We start from the raw sequence: 18,131 nt of genomic DNA, 5'->3' as shown, positions 1-18,131 counted from the left end.
GTATTGGTCGACGCGGCATGCGCCTGCCAGTGAAAACGGCATCATGCGCCACAAGTATGAAGCAAGCAGCCCGCTCTTTCAAGAGTGCAGTCCTGAATATCTGCAACCATCTTTGTGCGCCGCACCAATTGACTCCAAGCATTCCCATGAACTGTAAAAAGGGTGCCCAAAGGCACTCACAACCCCTTGCTTTATTCGCAGGACATGCTTATAGTCATCTATTACGGAAGCAGGCACCCCGAACCTGTACCGTATGATCCTTGACATGGGGGCGCACTGGTTTCGACGGGGATGATGAAACCAAAGCTGCAGGCCGAGGCGCCGCTGGCCTCGTAAAAAGCGGCACAATCACAATCGCCAACAACGATTACGACTACGCACTGGCTGCTTAATTAAGCCGCCTGACCGCGAGGGCTGACGCCTGATAAGCTTTTGCGGTCACACCCCTATCAGGCTGGCAGTGTGTGTTCGCGAGCCGCACATGCTGTGAGATCAAAGGCGAGCTGGTTCAGGAACTGCCCGGGCAGGGGCGAAGTCCTGGATAAGATGTAAACCTGCCCTAAGCCTGTAGACGCTTTGCGCGGATAATTCTCGGACGGGGGTTCGATTCCCCCCGCCTCCACCAAATGTCTGAAATAATTGGCAATACAGCATTTTGGCACCGTTTGACCCGCTTCACACAAAGTAGGGATACAAAACGGTGTCAGACATGAGCATTGCCTAGTCCCCCTCCTACCTTCTATATATCTTTTTGAAATATTCCATAGCTAGTCATAATTGCTACTATTTTCCACTCATATTCGCATTTCCCTAGGCTTATCTGTCTTAATTTGCAGTTAGTTGTTTTCTTTTTGGTTCCCCCCAGTTGTTTCTAATGTATCCACAACTATTCAAATAATCAGAAAATTATTAGATGTGGAAAAACACAAGTTGCAGAAAGCTAGTGCTCCCTTCAGCCCCTTATCTATGCACGTGCTATACCCCCCGTGCATCCCGGTGAAATCCTCAAAGAGGAATTCCTTGAGCCCCTTGGAGTCACTCCAAACAAACTGGCTGTGCGCATCGGTGTGCCATCGCAGAGGATCTATGAAATCTTGGCCGGCAAGCGGACCATATCTTTGGATACAGCCCTGCGCCTGGCCAATTTCTTCGGCACATCGCACACGCTGTGGCTTGGCTTGCAGGCCGATTATGAATATCAGGTCGCCGAGGACCAAGGGCTTGTGGAGCACATCGCAGCACAGGTGTGCCCCTTGAGACGGCTTGAAAGCCAATAATGCGTGTGTCCAAGAAAACACCTTTAGGCTATTATTATGCGCTATCACTTGATGTTGAAAATTGAAGACCGTAACCAATTATCTAGAGCATCGATACGTACAAATTCTGTAGGAACAGCATATGGCGGATTTACCATCCACCAGTATATATCCCGGCTAACGTAAATATCCTTGACTGTTGGCGTACTATCTCCAAGTGGCGGAGGCCAAGCTAATAGCTGCCTCAAGTGATCCAAGTGTTCAAACAGAAAAGCACGACGTCTTTCAATTTTCATGAATTGGCCCCGGTCTGTATCAGCCCCAAATATTCTATCCCTGAGTCGACGAGCGTCTTTTAGGCAATAAGGAGGTTGATTGTATTTACATTCAACAGCGAGCCAATAATTTATTTCAGGCCAGTATGCGAGTACGTCAAAATCCCCTACATCTTCGAAAGATTCCTGAGAGAATCTGCGCTTAAAATCAATATTTTTAATTGTACACGGAGCTACCCTTGAACAAATAGTGTAAGCTTGTTCTTCCAGTGTTTTTTCAATTTTGGTTTTAATTTTTTTAACGCGTTCTTGAACCGCAGGCCATTCAAATTTCGCTGGTAAATAACCATTACTGATTGTTCCGGTCCAGTTAGCAAAAGATCGTTCAGTTGTGGCAGCGCCCCATCCATATAAATCATTACCCAATGAAATTACCGGCCTAATGACGTACCTGTGGGACCGCTTTGTGTGCTCCCATATGGGAACATCTTCTTCATCCACGTCTTTACCAATCAACCGGCAAATGTATACAGGATCAAGTGTTAAAAAATTCAGAATGCGTTGAGCAGTACTTGGAGAAACATTATCCATACCTTGGACAAAAATGTTTATAATAGTTGCCGCGTCTGCCACATAACCGAATTTCAACTCCTGTGTTCCTCCAAACTTAAGCCATTCTGTAAGCAAAATTAATGCTTGCAGTAAATTAGAAAATCTAAAACCAAGATCATTCTTAAATGCATCGTCAATATTCATCAAATTTAGATCATTGGCTAATGAAAAAGACACTTCATCACTACCGATTAAGTCGATTCCAAGATTTACTTGCGCCATATGCAAAGAGTACTCTTGCTGCTTCGACTCACTGTCTTCAGAAAAATATACGATTGGTACAAAATTGTAATCTATTTCAATCCCTCCAACATCAATTTCGTTATGTAATGTATCACTTGCATTATATAAAACAAAAAGCCAGTCAATTAGTGCAATAATCTGAATGATAATTTCTGAAGAAGGTTTTGTAGAACCTTGAGATTTCAAACTAAGGCAACACTCAAGTAGATATCTATAGTTTCTAGCGTTGCGAACGAATTCTTCGCGTCTTTCAGCTAAAATTTTTGTACGATCATATGAGACTTCATGCTTCAAACTCTGTTTAATTTGAACCAACACCCTTTGATAATCTGCAATAAGAATATCATGTTCTTTTATACACAATACAGACAACAGATTACGATCATAACTAGAAATTAGTTCGTGAATGTTTTGCCTAAAAACATCCCTGACCGAGTTAATTATTGACTTTGCTTCGAAAAGCTCATATCTATGTGAAGGAATAACTCCTAACCTCTTCAATGCAACAGCTAAATCACGTCGAGCCAATTTATAATTTTCAGGCCCTGGAATCTGTGCTTTCCCATAATCAGGTACATCAGCACGCCTAACGAGCACTTGTGTATAAAATCTAGGGGGTCTGATTTTTGTTGCCTCAAGCAAGTCATATATTTGAGGGTCAACCTCAGTGCTGATTAACTTTGAAAATCTAGCAATGAATTCAATAAGGCATTCAGCTTCATAGCTGGAGTCACTTGCTGTATCAAGCATCAGACACAAACGTGACAAGTTGGCCTTGACAGATATCGACACAAAGTCCTTTGAAATTGTTTCCAACTTACAATCGGTAAGCGCGGGGTAACTTGCATTTTTTTTGTTCGATTCTTCATCATCCCTGGTCATAAACCTCTCTTCATCAGCACGACACACTATTACCAAGTGACGGTATTTGAATATTTCCAAATTCATTATTATGTTAGAATGTTGACAAATAGAATCAATCAAGCAATGAACAAAAAGTTCAAGTAAAGGTCCATTCTCCTGATCTAGTTTTTGTGCCGTGAGCTCAAATACTGATTGCACCGTGCATTTCTGCACTACCGTTGACCAGGCGAGTGTAGGTGTGCCCTTCGCTTCTAAACGTTGAATACCATCCAGACCCTGTTCTAATTTCCACGCACAATTGCCGTCAGGGAAAAAGGAAGGTGCAATCTTCCAAAATTCTTTAAGAGAATTAAATCGCCAAATTGATCCCCAATGAGGGTCGATTACAATAAAATTAAATTCTGTAGCTCCATCATTCAATAGGCCGTGTGAATCACGAAACGATGCAAAAAAATCAACAATGCTTGCTGGTGTCAAATTATTAGTACTTTCTTGGTATCTAAAAAAGCGATCTAATTCATTTGAGTCCTGCAATTCGTTGAATATAGTAATAAATTCGTGTAGCCATATGATATGGCCATTAATTTGAGGAGGCGTTAACATGGCAGGTGAAGTGCATACATCTGCTATTATAGCAATAAGTTCCATATTATCTGGACTTAAAACTTCCCCACTTTCCAGAACAATATGTGCATATTTCTTAATGCGTTCGAAATAAAATAAACATTCATTTTTATTTTCAAGAATATTATGTAAACTTGTATTGATATTTTCTAATTGTTGCATTTCCTCAGGAAGTATTACAAGAATCAAATATAATTTTTTATCTGTAACTAGAATCTCTAAAGACTCAATTGATATTGGTTGGCATGAAGACTTTAATGTAACAGGTCCGCCTACCCTTTCCTTGGCGGGAATTCTGTATCGCAAAAAACACTCAATCTTCCACTTAATATGTCTTGAAAAGGTATTACCGATATTTATATCTTGTTCATGCCATTGATCAATGACAGCGCTAGTGGCATTACGTAGTGACAATGGAACCAAAGATTCGCCAATCCGAATGAGCATTGCTGGAAGAGCTCTTCCGCTCATCACTGCTTCGGAAAAATCACCTTGCTCGTGCGGCGGTATGAAATTCCCAAGGTCGATAGTCAAAAAATCGCTAATATCATTGAATTCTGTTGCTATTCTTCCGCAGGCATTGTCTAAAGCTTTACGGCAAGACTTCCAGAATTGTTCGGATGGAACTTCTACATACCCAGGTCTTATATTATCAGCCTTTTTTAATACATCTAGCTCAACGCTTTCAATGACTTGATTCTGAAGTGTGGTAGCAAAATTCATATCATTGAATGCTTTCACATTGTCGCAATGCACCATTCTAAAAGCATCAATAAAGTCCGGTATACATTCCACACTACCTCCGTAAAATATTCTCAGATATTCATCGCCAGATGATATTTTTACCTCTCCCCAATCATCTTCAGGTATATAATCTTCTAGTGAAATAAATTCTGGTAAAGCCTGATAAACTGCCTTGATGAAGACAACAAACTTTTCGTATGTATTTATTAAGTTATCTTCTGTGTATTTTTCAACAGGAATTGAAGCGGCAATTCCGAATGCAAACTGATGTTTTACCTGACTTGAAACATTAGGACCCCATAGATCTGAAACACCTAACGAAAGAAATACACATTTGGCGTTATATTGGGAAAATAGATCTACTAATACTTTCGAGCTTTGTGGCAAATTGTTCAACTTTTTTCCATGTAACTGCCTATGATTTAACAAGAACCTGTCCATCGATCTGGAATTTTTTCGATTCTTTTTCTTCCGTTTGTGTTTCTTCTTGCTCATATGTTTGTTCCTCTTTATTCATCATTCTAGCGGGATGCATTCTATACTAATTGCCTTTACTAATTTATTTATGGTATAATTTTATACAATAGGGATTAAGTAAACAATCTACTAGCCCTAACCATCGAAAATTCGCTCACATCAAAGTGGATTTCACAGGTACAACAAGTGGCACAACTGACTTCTTTGTTTTTTTAATTGGTTATTATTATTCATTTAATCTTAAAAATTCGATTCCCCCCGCCTCCACCAAATGTCTGAAATGATTGGCAATACAGCCATTTTGGCACCGTTTGACCCGCTTCACACAAAGTAGGGATACAAAACGGTGTCAGACATGAGCATTGCCTAGTCCCCCTCCTACCTTCTATATATTTTTTTGGAATATTCCATAGCTAGTCATAGTTGCTACTATTTTCCACTCATATTCGCATTTCCCTAGGCTTATCTGTCTTAATTTGCAGTTAGTTGTTTTCTTTTTGGTTCCCCCCAGTTGTTTCTAATGTATCCACAACTATTCAAAAAATCAGAAAATTATTAGATGTGGAAAAACACAAGTTGCAGAAAGCTCGTGCTCCCTTCAGCCCCTTGTCTATGCACGTGCTATACCCCCCGTGCATCCCGGTTAAATCCTCAAAGAGGAATTCCTTGATCCCCTTGGAATCACCCCAAATAAACTGGCGTGCGCATCGGTTTGCCATCGCAGAGAATCTACGAAATCTTGGCCGGCAAGCGGGCCATATCTTTGGATACAGCCCTACGCCTGGCCAAGTTCTTCGGCACGTCACACACGCTGTGGCTCGGCTTGCAGGCCGATTATGAATATCAGGTCGCCGAGGATCAAGGGCTTGTGGAGCACACCGCAACATAGGTATGTCCGCTTGAGGTCGCCGGATGAGTTGTAAAGGGAACATCTCAGGCTGCCATTGCACAACTGGCTTAGCTCACTAATGCCCGCCACAATTCTCGAAGCATTTTTATAAAGCAGATGTGGAATCGCAGGGAGTAAGAGCGCACTCACTCCCTGCAATGTAAGATCGCAAGATATATGCTGCTAGAGGGAAACTAGCCTATCCTTCTATCAGGGAAGGCAATTCTTCCACGAGTTGTTTGATTTCATCTCTCACACGTCTATAGACCTGAAGTTTTTCTTCTTCGGATTCCACTTCCTTTACAACTTCAGGCGGATTATCAAAATATTTATTAATGATCTTCACTTCAGGTGAAAATTTTGGGCAGTATTTTGCTGCTTCTGTGCAGACAGTTATGACTACATCTATTTCTTTTTCAAGAAAATCCTGCACTCGATGTGTTTCCTGGATGGAGATGTCGACACCGACCTCTTCCATCACCTGCACCGCTCTTTTGTCCAGTGGATTCGCCTGTATTCCACCTGAAAATGCATTTATAGTCTCGCCATGCAGCGTACGAGCCCACCCTTCGGCCATTTGACTCCGACAAGAATTGGACTCGCACACGAAGACGACATTCTTTTTTTCCACTTTCGCCCCCTCTGGATTATAAAAAATGGTAGTTAACTTATACAGAACCTAATAAAATGGTAAGGAACAAAAATACATTCATGTTATCCAAAAACGAACTACTAATTCTATACAGTGATTTTTCCAGCACGCTGTCATTTTTATTACCGTTTAATGAAGCTATCCAAAAACAACTTCCAATGGTCCTTTGCCGGAGAGCAGTGACACCCCACCAACTATCACAAGGACGAGGCCTGCAAGACACAACACCAAGCTTATCCCTTTTTCCAGCAGGATGTTAATTCCATGAATGATCTTTTCCGCCACGCTGTCTGCATAATATCCAACTAGTGAGATGGCCTGGCCAAAGATCACGCCAACATAGTGGGTGAACAGCCAGAGCCCCCCTAAAAGCAAGAGTGCCCCAGGATAATCACGCAAATAATGTTGGAGAGTTTGAGCGCCTGCCAGAAACCAGATGGCCCCCGCTCCTAGGACGGTGAGGACCAAAACAAGGTGCGAAACACCCGACATGACAGCCTGAAAGCCTTGAATGTACCCCCAGGCCCATGAGTCTCCATGGCTGACATATTCTTCACGTTTGATAATAATTTCAAGGGCGAGAAATACGCTGGCAAACAGTAATGACAACATTCCAATAGCGAGCGGCAAAGTGTTGCCGGACCAGTGCCACAACAACAAGCCAGACAGGCCCGCACACGTTAGGAGCACCGTTAAAAGCGACAATACACGCAATGGGCGCATTTACTCCGCTCCTCCCCGCTTCCTTTAGGGCTCCCTGGAGAGTTCCACGTCCAGCCGCGTTACCTCTCCGGCAGTGACCACAACCTCTGGCACTTCGACGTTCTCCATTTTTTGCTCCGCCTGGATATCCCCAATGGACAAGGCGTACTTCCCCGGGCTGAGCTTGAATGTCGCCGGCTTGCCGGGCTTACATTTTTCAAACCAGATGAGACTCCCGGTTGCAAACTCCTGTATCGTCACTTGAGCCTTGGCCTCATCCCCCTGTAAAAGGGCGCTCACTTCCAACGTACCGGACTCAAATGCCACGGTCTGCGCCTCTTCCTGCCCCGCTTCTACCGGAACACTTTTCAATGTGATGGTTGGTTCGTCCTTTGTCTTGGAACTTTTGACCGCAATGTCATAGTTCCCTGTAGGAAGAACGAGTTTGGCCACGTGCTTCGAATTATCACTGAACGTCCGCACCAGGGGCGAACTCTCCCCTTCCCTGAACACTTCAATGTATGCCTCGAAAGGAGCGCCATCAATGACAGTTGCCAGATTGATCACGCCAGATGAGAAGTCCACTGTTTTTTCAAGAGTTTCGCCCCCTTCAATTTGCAGGGTCAGCCGCTGTTTGGGTGCATCCGCCGCCTTGTCATCCGTCACTTCCAGCACATATTCGCCTGGGGAAAGCAAACGGGTGAACCCGAGGTTGAGATACGACCAGTCATAGTCGACCCTCTCACCGGACTCAGGATCAAAAATAGCCACGAAAGCCTTGATTTCTTTGCCATTACGGGTTGTAGTCAGATGTATTTTTCCAGCAGCAAGCTCTCGCTTATCCGCTGTCGCGCTAAGGGCGCTTTGGAACTGAGACGCGTCTTCGGCGTTGTAGTAAACCCCGCCCCCCGCATTTGCCATGCACTCGAGCTGCTCCCGCTCATCTGCTTTTACGTCGAAGCCAATGACATCGAGCACAAAGTCTATGCCAGACTCTTTGAGTTCCCGGACAAGGGCGCAGGGGTCGCCATTACAGGTTTCCTTACCATCGCTCACCAGCAGGATTGTCGTTTTTCCTTCTGCCTCCCGAAGACTCGCAGCGGTTCTGCGAACAGATTCGGTAAGAGGCGTTTTGCCTTTTGGCGTCAGGCTTTGCACCTGGTCTATAAGTGCCTGTTTGTCCAAAGTCCCCAAAGTACTAAGGACTTCAACGTCTTCGCAATCCCCTTTTGTCCTGTGTCCATAGGCAACCAAACCGACCAAAAGCGAATCAGGAAGTCCCTGAATCAGGTTCGCAAGAGTCTCTTTTGCAATTTCGATTTTAGCTTTGCCATCTATCTGCCCCCACATGCTTCCGGAGGCATCCAGAATACAAACAAGATTTCCCTGCTCATGCTGCTGGGCCTGTCCACTAAGCACAGGCAGGAGAAAGAAAACGGTCAGACAGGTGATTGAAAGAATCAAAAATCTGGCGATGTTCATGACTGTACCTCTTCAAAACAAGATTACTTGCTGATACGGTCGAAGGGATATCTTGTCTGGTGAAGCAGCATTCGTACCAATCCTGAAATTGCGTTGTATAGAGTCGTAATAAAGATTCTCTTGTCATGATGATAGTCGCACATTTGCAACAAAATCATGACATTTCGGTATTATCCCGAATCGTCTTTATTTAATGAGCAGTACTTTATTGTAGTTGTGCACAACACTCTGTTTATTCTTATTCGCCATGCTTCAAATTTTTTCCACAAATAAAGCCCCCGCTAGAATAATCTTCTGACGAGGGCCATTTGAAAATCTGTAAAAAGCAAATAACGTCTCTTAAATACTACTTGACAAGCTCAGTTGCCTTGTCATGCTGACTTGGATAAAGATCCAAAGGAACTTTCTCTTTCCCTAGACGTTTACAGACATTATATCTTGCACACTCTTTAAAGCTCCCTTTGCAATATTTCTCTTTCATCATATTTGCAGTTGCGGGCTTATTTTCCATTTTGTCATTAAAAAAAATACACTTTGCAATCATCTCACAGTCTGCCATATGCCCCCCTTTCCATACCAAAAAATGTTAAAAAGAACACTGGCAAAAATTTATCACCATATTAAGTTTAATCTCAAGGAAAATAGTGATTATCAAAAAAAATTATAATACGTTCAACATATAACACTACTCATTGCACAATATATAAAGTATATAACAAAAAGAGTAACATATCCGTACTACAACAAAACGATGAGTCGCTTTACAACCAACCTTCAGACACACCATTACAAATAAAATCAGAGTAGTACAGCTATGGACTTGGGGATTGGCAGTATTGAGAGGATTCGAAAAAGCCGACAACATCAGCTTTACTACCAGCCCTAAGCTGTTTTTTTGATGGAGAAATAGCGTACAGGGTGAATATGTTGCCATCTTTGCTTTCTATAAGGTACTGCATTGCAGACCCTTTATTAAAATAAAAGACCCCCTTACCCTTGCTCGATGCATATTCACCCCCGACAACACAATACTTTCCAATCTGCGCAGGTAAATTCAAGGGATTAGCCCGCACTGGCAGGGCCACCAGCAGCGCTCCTACAATAATTACAAACAGCCAAAATGAACGCATCTCTCACTCCTCAGCACATTCCGTCTTATTCTTAAACGATACCTGTCATTTACACATGACGCCCAAATCAAGATTCGACGCTCTTCATTGGTTGACCATGGCGTTACGCAACATGTTGGTGGTAAAACCAAAGGGAACCTGTTCGTCACGAACATATACATACATTGCCGCTTGAAAAATTGTATACAGCGTTGCCTGAATCACACCCAGTAAAAGCAAATACAGTGCGCCGACACCAGCGAAAAACAGCAACGCACCCCCAATTTTGACACTGATGATGATCACAGCCACCCCAGGAAGCGCAAAAAACATGAAAATAGCGCCATAGCTGATATTGGAGACCACCTGTGCCCCCCATGTCTCTTTGATGTAGTGAGCGGATTCCTTTAGAGCAGCAAAAGGACCGAGTCCTTCAACAACAATAACCGGCACAACCAGAAAGCTGGCCAGGGTAAAGGCCACGCCCATAAAGCCGGCAGCGAGTTTGCCGAGAAAACCTGAACGCTCCTCTATCATTCTGAGCACAACGCCGATACTTGCCGACAGCATGGCCCAGCCAGCGATTTCCCATATCCGTTTGCCAGCGATGTGAAAGCCATCGGCCAACGTTGGGTTGTTGTTTCCCAACCGTAAAATTGCGCACCCAACGACTGCTGCATTAAAAAAGGTGATAACAAAATAGTTGCAAAAATAAAAAAGGAGAAGCCAAGCGTAAAAGCCTGCTTCTGTAGAGAAGCTTCCCCCTTGCATCAAGGCGGCGCCCTGCCCGTAGAATATGAGTGGCGCAATGAATGTCGCGGCCACCAGCAGACTACAAACTCCAGAAAGAGCTGTAAAAACAAGAAGCTCTCTATCCTGCTTCAAAACAAACCAGCAAGACCCCATGATTTCCCATGTATGCCCTATGCGGGCCAGCACGCCACCAGCCATGGTCTCCCCCTTCCCCTTGGCAAGCAAATGCCCAGCGTATTTCTTACAATCAAGAAAGTAACGGAAAACTCACACTTCAGCTGTAAAAAATTGTCACGCAATAAAGAATAGGCTGTCGATACAATACTCGGTGCCACACTCATGGCAGGAAAACAATGGTGAACTATGATGTTTCACACATAATTAATCATTTCGAGAGACTGCAAGGAAGCATCAATTGATTATTCAGATGCAGAAGAACCATTGACTTGAAAGAGCGCTGGATTAAAGTATACGTTGGTTTGAAACAAACATTTGAAAGAAAAAATCGTTCGATTACATCTCACTGTCACTCCGTTTACCTCTATCCCCACCTTACAACAAATGGCAATAATTGAAGAATACGCATTGCGACACCTGATCACATGATCTAGATACGCGGTAGGACGCGAACTTTTTTAACGCAAAAAAACGCATCGGCGCGGCAGCCCAAGGAGTTGTGCCATGTCTCGAACACCGGCAAGGTTGGATATAAACACCTGTGACAGGGACTTCATCACCCTGGTCAAAAAACGCTCAGGGCAGAATCCTTCCCTCTGCATCCAGTGCGGCAAATGCACGGCTGGTTGCCCTGCCAGCGGCTTTTACGACTTCCAGGTCAACGCGGTAATGCGTCTTGTGCAAGCGGGTCAGGCGGAAACCGTTCTGCGCAGCCATGCAATATGGCTGTGCGCCCTTTGTCAGACTTGCTCTGTGCGTTGCCCCATGCAAATAGATGTGGCGGAAATAATGGAAACCTTACGCGCCATCGCCTGGGAGCGCGGCCTGTGCAATGAAAAACGTGTAAAGCGCTTTCACCAGGCGTTTCTCAATTCCTTGAGACGCAATGGAAGAATCCACGAACTTGGGCTCATGGCCGAATACGCCCTTACCACTGGACACTTGACCGCTGATGTGGATCTTGCACCCAAAGCCTTGCCCAAGTTATCCATCAAACCGCACAGTATTGAAGGCAAAGAAGAAATTCGCCGGATTCTTGAGCGCCATCAGGAGACGAAATCGTGAGCGCTGCAAACATTGCATACTATCCCGGATGTTCCCAGACTGGTACGGCCATCGAATACGACATGTCGGTCCGCGCAGTGGCCCGAGCCCTGGAGATCACGCTGACCGAGGTTACTGACTGGAACTGCTGTGGCTCAACCCCTGCCCATTCCAAAGACAGGGGGCTTATGGCGGCGCTGGCGGCGCGCAATTTGCGCCAGGTGCATGAGATGGGGCTTTCTCAAGTGGCAACCCCCTGCCCCAGTTGCCTGGCAGCCCTGAAAACCGCCAATCAGTGTCTCGAATCCCTGGATAAAAAGGACACACTCAACGCCTTGCTCGATGCCCCTTTGCAAGAGCAAGTGCCCAGCCGTTCAATCCTTCAAGTCCTGCTTGAGGATGTTGGTTTGGACGCCATCAGGAACAAGATTTCCAAACCGCTTAAGAACATGGTGGCCGCGCCCTATTACGGGTGCCTTTTGACACGCCCCGGTTCCCTAATGGAGTTCGACGACCAGGAAAACCCTACATCCATGGACAGGCTCCTGGAAACCGCCGGCGCCACGGTTCCGGATTTTCCATTCAAAGTGGAATGCTGCGGGGTCAGCTTTGGCGTGACCAGAAACGAAATGGTCCGCAAACTTTCCGGCCGCATTTTGGAGATGGCCCAGCGTGTAGGCGCCAATACCATCGTTGTGGCCTGCCCCTTGTGCCATCAAAATCTTGATCTGCGACAGCGCCAAGCAAGACCTGACGCTGCCCCCATTCCCGTGCTATACATCACCCAGGCTCTTGGACTGGCCATGGGGCTTTCGCCACAAGAACTGGGGCTGGACAAGCACGCAGTATCCACCGCCCCAATCTATAAGGAGGCAGTCCGATGAGGATCGGCGTCTTCGTTTGTTTATGCGGCAGCAACATTGCGGCAACTGTAGATACCGAAAAGGTGGCCGCCATTGCACGCGGCTTTCCTGACGTGGTCCATGCCAGCGCGGAAATGTACACATGCTCCGAACCCGGGCAGGAGGCTATCCGTGACGCCATCGTAGCCAAAGGTCTGGAAGGCGTTATCGTGGCGTCCTGTTCGCCTAGAATGCACGAATTGACTTTTCGTCGCACTGTGGAGCGCGCCGGCATCAACCCATACATGTTTGAGATGGCCAACATCCGGGAGCATGTTTCCTGGGTAGGGCTCGACAAGGAAGCCAATACCCGCAAGGCTTCTGAACTGGTGCGAGCTGCAGTGGAAAAACTGCGCTACAACAGAAAGCTCAAGTCTTCGAAATTCGATGTCAAAAAGAGAGCCATGGTCATCGGTGGCGGTGTTGCCGGCATCCAGGCTGCCCTGGACCTGGCCGAAGGCGGCCTGGAAGTGGTGCTTGTCGAGCGAGAAACCTCCATTGGCGGCAAGATGGCCAAACTCGACAAGACCTTTCCCACTGTTGACTGCTCCACCTGCATCCTGGGGCCCAAAATGGTGGATGTGGGGCAACACACCAAGATCAAACTCCACGCCTATACCGAGGTGGAAGAGGTCTCCGGCTATGTGGGCAACTTCACAGTAAAACTGCGCAAAAAAGCGCCTTACGTGGATTGGAAGGCCTGCACCGGCTGCGGTCTGTGCATGGAGAAATGCCCGAGTAAAAAGAGCTTTGATACCTTCAACGAAGGGCTCAAGCCTACAACCGCGATAAACATTCCTTTCCCGCAGGCCATTCCCAAAAAAGCCAGCATAAATCCCCAGACCTGCATCATGCTGCAAAAGGGAAAATGCGGCGCCTGCGCCAAGATCTGCCCTACAAAAGCCATTAATTTCGAAATGCAGGACGATATCGTTACCGAAGACGTGGGCGCCATCATCCTTGCAACGGGGTACGACGTTTTTAACCCGGATATTCTTCCGGAATACGGTGCTGGCCGTTATCCAGATGTCATCACATCCATGCAATACGAACGCATGCTCAACGCGTCCGGCCCCACAGGGGGGCACATCCAGCGCCCCTCCGATGGTAAAGAGCCGAAACGCGTTGTTTTCGTCCAATGCGTTGGTTCCCGTGACCGCTCCATAGGGCGCCCGTATTGTAGTGGTTTCTGTTGTATGTACACGGCAAAACAGGCCATTCTGACCAGGGACCACATCCCGGACTCCCAGGTTTCCATCTTCTACATAGATGTGCGCGCACCTGGTAAGCTGTATGAAGAATTTTACGCCCGCGCCCGCGAAGAATACGACGTGCAGTACATCCGGGGGCGCGTTTCGCGACTCTATGAAGTAGATGGCTCCGTCATGGTGCAAGGGGCGGATACTCTACTGGGCACCCAGGTGGAAATGGACGCCGACCTGGTCGTGCTGGCTGTGGGAGGAGAAGCTTCTGCAGGCTCTCGAAACCTGGCTGAAAAGCTGCGTATTTCTTATGATCAACACGGTTTTTTCATGGAGGGGCACCCCAAACTGCGCCCCGTGGAAACAAACACAGCCGGTGTCTTTCTGGCCGGCGCCTGCCAGGGGCTCAAAGACATACCGACTTCGGTGAGCCAAGGCAGTGCGGCCGCATCAAAGGTGCTGGTGCTGCTCTCCAAGGACAAGCTCGAGTCCGATCCTCAGGTGGCCCGGGTGGATGTTAAACGCTGCATTGGTTGCGGTAAATGCAAGACTGTGTGCCCCTTCCAGGCAATCGAAATGAAAACAGACCGATGGGGGCAACCCAAGGCCGAAGTCATCGCCAGTGTCTGCCAGGGATGCGGCGTATGCAATGTGGCCTGTATGGATAAGGCGATTCAGCTTGAGCATTTCACTGACGACCAGATACTCGCAGAGGTGCGTGCGCTATGTCGGAACTGGAACGAGGCGAACTGAGAATAATTGGCTTTTTGTGCAACTGGTGCTCCTACGGCGGCGCCGATACTGCTGGTGTGGCGCGCTTCAAGCTGCCTACAGACCTGCGTGTCATCCGCCTGCCCTGCACGGGACGTATGGACCCCTTGTTTGTTTACCGTGCCTTTTTGAGCGGTGCAGACGGCGTCCTTGTTTCCGGTTGCCACCCCAATGACTGCCACTATACTTCCGGAAACTTTTTTGCCCGCCGCCGGTTGGAAGTTTTCAAAGGTTTTCTGCCCATCCTGGGTATAGAGCCTGGGCGCTTTGAATACACCTGGGTCTCGGCCTCGGAAGGCGCAAAATGGCAAAAAGTTGTTACCGAATTCACCGAGCGTATCCATGATCTGGGCCCTGCTCCAAAGCTCATGGATCCCGGCGACATGCCGCTACGCTTCAAGGAAGGTGTCGATATATGGCCAACTTAGAGACGTTAAAAGAAAAAATACTGCAGGTGCTCCCGGACGTAGAATTCGTTATCGGATGGCAACGCGGCTACGATCCCCTGCACGCCGCGCCCCTGTTCATCAGAAAACCAGAAGACCTGGAAAAGCTGATTTGGGACGAGACCTGCGTACACAACCTGGCCAGCTACCTTGCAGGGTACAGGGGGCGCACGATCGGCCTGCTGGTCAAAGGGTGTGACAGCCGCTCCGTCGTGCAACTGCTTCAGGAACGTCTTCTCGAACGAAACGACGTCAAAGTCATCGGTATTCCATGTACGTACATGATCAGTGTGGATAAGATCCGCGCCCGCATGAACGTGGATACCGTTACAAACCTTGAAGTTACGGATGAAGAAGTCATCGTCAGCACGGACAAGGAAAAGCATGCCTTTCCTAAATGGGAAGTAGCTGCGGACAAGTGCCTTTCCTGCAACTACCCGAATCCTCTGACGTTTGACCATCTGGCTGGCGAACCGGTGGAGCACGAACCGCCCAAAAGCGACCGTTTTGCCCGTCTGGACGCCTTTGAAAGCATGTCCATGGAGGAGCGTTTTGAATTCTGGCGGCGTGAGATGAGTCGCTGCGTTCGTTGCTACGCCTGCAGGAACGCGTGCCCCTTATGCGCGTGCAAAGAACACTGCATCGCGGAATCCCGCCTCCCCCATTATCAGACCGCCGAAGCTGACCTGATTGAGAAATGCTTTTTTCAGGTCATTCACTCCGTACACCTTGCAGGGCGCTGCACAGAATGCGGTGAATGCGAGCGCGCCTGCCCCATGGATATTCCCGTGCTGCTTTTCAAGAAAAAGATGGCCAACCTCATTCAGGGGCTTTTTGATTACGAGGCCGGCATCGACCAAACCGCCGTGCCCCCTCTGCTGACGTTCCAGGTAGAGGAAACGCACATCCACGAGGAGGGGTAAATGGCGGATATACTCTTTCTCCCGGAAGCGAAACTGCACGCCTGGCTCGATGCCGTGGCCAAAACGCGCCGCGTGATGGTCCCGGTCAAGGAAGGCAACGCCGTGATGTTCCGTGATTTCGAACCCGATGCGCCCATCATCTTGGGCGATCAGACTTCGGCCAGCCCGAAATCCGTCATCTTCCCGCAGACCGAGTTCCTGCTGCGCTATCGGCAGCAACGCACTGCAGACGAACAGGGTACACGCCAGATCGAATTCGAACCCGTCTATCCCGATGAAGACGCGCTGCTTTTTGGCGCCAATCCGTGCGGGGCGCGGGGGCTGCACATCATGGACCCCGTCTTCATCAATGACCGCATTGTGGACCCCTATTACCACGGGCGTCGGTCAAGAGCCCGCATAGTGACCATTGCCTGCCGTGTCCCCGGCGCCGCATGTTTTTGCAATTGGACCGGAGGCGCGCCGAACAGCACAGAAGGCGCCGACATGCTTTTCACGCCCGTCAAAGATGGTTTTCTGGTGGAAATCATCAGCGAGGGCGGTAAAGAGCTTGTTACCGACGAAATGACGCCAGCCACAGAAGAACAGATTGCCGAAGCCAAAAGCGCCATGCAAAAATCCAATGAAAGCATGCCGCCACCGCCAGCAGACCTTGCAACGTTGCGACAACAGGCAAGGGGCGCCTTCGATGATATGGACCTCTGGCAAGAAGTCTCGGACATCTGCTTGAACTGTGGCGCCTGCACCTACCATTGCCCTACGTGCCATTGCTTCAATATCACTGACGAACCATACGGTCTGGCCGGCGATCGCTTGAGGAGCTGGGACTCCTGCATGTACTCGCACTACACGCGTGAAGCCAGCGGCCACAATCCGCGCCCCACAAAAGCGCACAAATTCCGTAATCGCGTGCTGCACAAGTTCGCCTACTACCCCGCAAGCCACAACGAACAATTCATGTGCACAGGGTGTGGGCGCTGTATCCGCCACTGCCCTGTGAGCGTGGACATCCGCCGGGTTCTTACTCGTATTCTGCAGAACGAGCCGCAAGCCAGTTCCGGAGACAAACAATGAACACCATGGTCAACCCATATCTGCCGGACCGCGCTACGATAAAGGAAATCGTTGAGGAAACGGCCAACATCAAAACCTTCCGTGTTGTGCTGGATGACGCTGAAAAAATGCGCGACTTCACCTTTGAGCCAGGACAGGTGGCCCAACTCTCCGTTTTTGGAGCGGGTGAATCCACGTTCGTCATCAATTCACCCCCGACGCGCATGGACTATCTGCAATTCAGCGTTCTGCAAACGGGGGAAGTCACCAACCGGCTGCACACCCTCAGTGTGGGGGACCATGTCGGCGTACGCGGCCCCCTGGGCAACGCCTTCCCGTACGAAACCATGAAGGGCAAAGACCTCATCTTTGTTGGGGGCGGCATTGGCATTGCTCCTTTGCGGACACTGATCCTTTACTGTCTGGACAATCGTGCGGACTACGGCAAAATAACCATATATTACGGGGCGCGCACGCCCGAGGACTTCTGCTACAAGGAAGACTTGGCGGACTGGGAAACGCGTGAAGATGTTGAATTGGTGCAAACCATCGACGATACCTGCACGCTCTGGAACGGGTGCGTGGGGCTCGTGCCAAACGTCCTGCTGGAGCGCGCCCCCAGCGCGAAAAACGCCATGGCCATCACCTGCGGCCCCCCGATTATGATCCGCTTCACCGTGGAAGCCCTGGAAAAGCTGGGATTTGCCAAAGATGCCATCATCACCACCCTGGAAAAGCGCATGAAATGCGGTGTGGGGCTCTGCGGCCGTTGCAATATCGGTGAAAAATACGTGTGCATTGATGGCCCCGTGTTTTCACTGGCCGAGCTGGAAGAGCTACCCAACGAACTGTAATATAAAAACTACTTACCACAAGCCACAAACCGCTCACCCTTAGGCATGTTCCCAAGGGTGAGCGGTTTTTTCTTTCA

The 18,131-nt window shown here is 48.0% G+C and carries 16 protein-coding genes and 1 other RNA gene; 10 read left to right on the top strand and 7 right to left on the bottom strand.

Annotated elements, in window-relative coordinates; translation table 11 throughout:
• The first annotated feature begins 267 nt into the window (after window positions 1-267).
• Both ssrA and ACZ5EH_RS18545 read left to right on the top strand, forming a co-directional pair.
• Window positions 268-625: a transfer-messenger RNA gene (gene ssrA / locus ACZ5EH_RS18550) on the top strand.
• 361 nt (window positions 626-986) lie between these two features.
• On the top strand, window positions 987-1,277 hold the full coding sequence (locus ACZ5EH_RS18545; RefSeq protein ID WP_464275367.1) for a HigA family addiction module antitoxin: 291 nt from the start codon (window positions 987-989) through the stop codon (window positions 1,275-1,277).
• A 44-nt stretch (window positions 1,278-1,321) separates the two neighbouring features.
• Here ACZ5EH_RS18545 and ACZ5EH_RS18540 read toward each other — a convergent pair whose 3' ends face one another.
• Window positions 1,322-5,113: a hypothetical protein gene (locus ACZ5EH_RS18540; RefSeq protein WP_464275366.1), complete on the bottom strand. Its 3,792-nt coding sequence runs from the start codon at window positions 5,111-5,113 to the stop codon at window positions 1,322-1,324.
• 682 nt (window positions 5,114-5,795) lie between these two features.
• Here ACZ5EH_RS18540 and ACZ5EH_RS18535 point away from each other — a divergent pair.
• Entirely contained in the window at window positions 5,796-5,984 is a 189-nt protein-coding gene (locus ACZ5EH_RS18535) for a HigA family addiction module antitoxin (RefSeq protein WP_464275365.1), read from the top strand.
• 199 nt (window positions 5,985-6,183) lie between these two features.
• Here the strand turns inward: ACZ5EH_RS18535 and ACZ5EH_RS18530 are convergent, their stop codons facing one another.
• The 6 genes from ACZ5EH_RS18530 to ACZ5EH_RS18505 all read right to left on the bottom strand — a co-directional run bounded on the left by ACZ5EH_RS18530 (window position 6,184) and on the right by ACZ5EH_RS18505 (window position 10,880).
• Entirely contained in the window at window positions 6,184-6,591 is a 408-nt protein-coding gene (locus tag ACZ5EH_RS18530) for an arsenate reductase ArsC (protein WP_464278323.1), read from the bottom strand.
• Window positions 6,592-6,774: 183 nt separating this feature from the next.
• Window positions 6,775-7,359, bottom strand: coding sequence for a hypothetical protein (locus tag ACZ5EH_RS18525; RefSeq protein ID WP_464275364.1), 585 nt, complete (start codon window positions 7,357-7,359; stop codon window positions 6,775-6,777).
• Between the two features lie 24 nt (window positions 7,360-7,383).
• Window positions 7,384-8,820 (bottom strand): vWA domain-containing protein, encoded by a 1,437-nt coding sequence (locus ACZ5EH_RS18520; RefSeq protein WP_464275363.1) that lies wholly within the window; start codon window positions 8,818-8,820, stop codon window positions 7,384-7,386.
• Between the two features lie 346 nt (window positions 8,821-9,166).
• Complete coding sequence (locus ACZ5EH_RS18515; RefSeq protein ID WP_464275362.1) at window positions 9,167-9,379, bottom strand: hypothetical protein; 213 nt, start codon at window positions 9,377-9,379, stop codon at window positions 9,167-9,169.
• Between the two features lie 253 nt (window positions 9,380-9,632).
• Complete coding sequence (locus ACZ5EH_RS18510) at window positions 9,633-9,950, bottom strand: hypothetical protein (protein ID WP_464275361.1); 318 nt, start codon at window positions 9,948-9,950, stop codon at window positions 9,633-9,635.
• A gap of 84 nt (window positions 9,951-10,034) precedes the next feature.
• The gene (locus ACZ5EH_RS18505) at window positions 10,035-10,880 is read right to left on the bottom strand and encodes a DUF6159 family protein (protein WP_464275360.1); all 846 of its coding nucleotides are present in this window, start codon (window positions 10,878-10,880) and stop codon (window positions 10,035-10,037) included.
• 483 nt (window positions 10,881-11,363) lie between these two features.
• Here ACZ5EH_RS18505 and ACZ5EH_RS18500 point away from each other — a divergent pair, with 483 nt between their 5' ends.
• Genes ACZ5EH_RS18500 through ACZ5EH_RS18470 form a run of 7 tightly spaced genes read left to right on the top strand, consistent with a single transcriptional unit; the run spans window position 11,364 to window position 18,054 of the window.
• Window positions 11,364-11,924: a 4Fe-4S dicluster domain-containing protein gene (locus ACZ5EH_RS18500; protein ID WP_464275359.1), complete on the top strand. Its 561-nt coding sequence runs from the start codon at window positions 11,364-11,366 to the stop codon at window positions 11,922-11,924.
• Window positions 11,921-12,787 (top strand): CoB--CoM heterodisulfide reductase iron-sulfur subunit B family protein, encoded by an 867-nt coding sequence (locus tag ACZ5EH_RS18495; protein WP_464275358.1) that lies wholly within the window; start codon window positions 11,921-11,923, stop codon window positions 12,785-12,787. Before ACZ5EH_RS18500 ends, ACZ5EH_RS18495 begins: the two co-directional genes overlap by 4 nt.
• Window positions 12,784-14,760, top strand: coding sequence for a 4Fe-4S binding protein (locus ACZ5EH_RS18490; protein ID WP_464275357.1), 1,977 nt, complete (start codon window positions 12,784-12,786; stop codon window positions 14,758-14,760). Before ACZ5EH_RS18495 ends, ACZ5EH_RS18490 begins: the two co-directional genes overlap by 4 nt.
• Window positions 14,733-15,206, top strand: coding sequence for a hydrogenase iron-sulfur subunit (locus ACZ5EH_RS18485; protein ID WP_464275356.1), 474 nt, complete (start codon window positions 14,733-14,735; stop codon window positions 15,204-15,206). Before ACZ5EH_RS18490 ends, ACZ5EH_RS18485 begins: the two co-directional genes overlap by 28 nt.
• Window positions 15,194-16,147: a 4Fe-4S dicluster domain-containing protein gene (locus ACZ5EH_RS18480; RefSeq protein WP_464275355.1), complete on the top strand. Its 954-nt coding sequence runs from the start codon at window positions 15,194-15,196 to the stop codon at window positions 16,145-16,147. Before ACZ5EH_RS18485 ends, ACZ5EH_RS18480 begins: the two co-directional genes overlap by 13 nt.
• Window positions 16,148-17,221 (top strand): 4Fe-4S dicluster domain-containing protein, encoded by a 1,074-nt coding sequence (locus ACZ5EH_RS18475; protein ID WP_464275354.1) that lies wholly within the window; start codon window positions 16,148-16,150, stop codon window positions 17,219-17,221.
• Window positions 17,218-18,054, top strand: coding sequence for an FAD/NAD(P)-binding protein (locus ACZ5EH_RS18470; protein WP_464275353.1), 837 nt, complete (start codon window positions 17,218-17,220; stop codon window positions 18,052-18,054). The genes ACZ5EH_RS18475 and ACZ5EH_RS18470 overlap by 4 nt, the downstream gene beginning before the upstream one ends.
• Window positions 18,055-18,131 lie beyond the last annotated feature (77 nt).

It is taken from the genome of Desulfovibrio biadhensis (assembly GCF_055388615.1).
The sequence above is the reverse complement of the archived record's forward strand: the minus strand, read 5'-3'. Positions and strand labels throughout refer to the sequence as shown.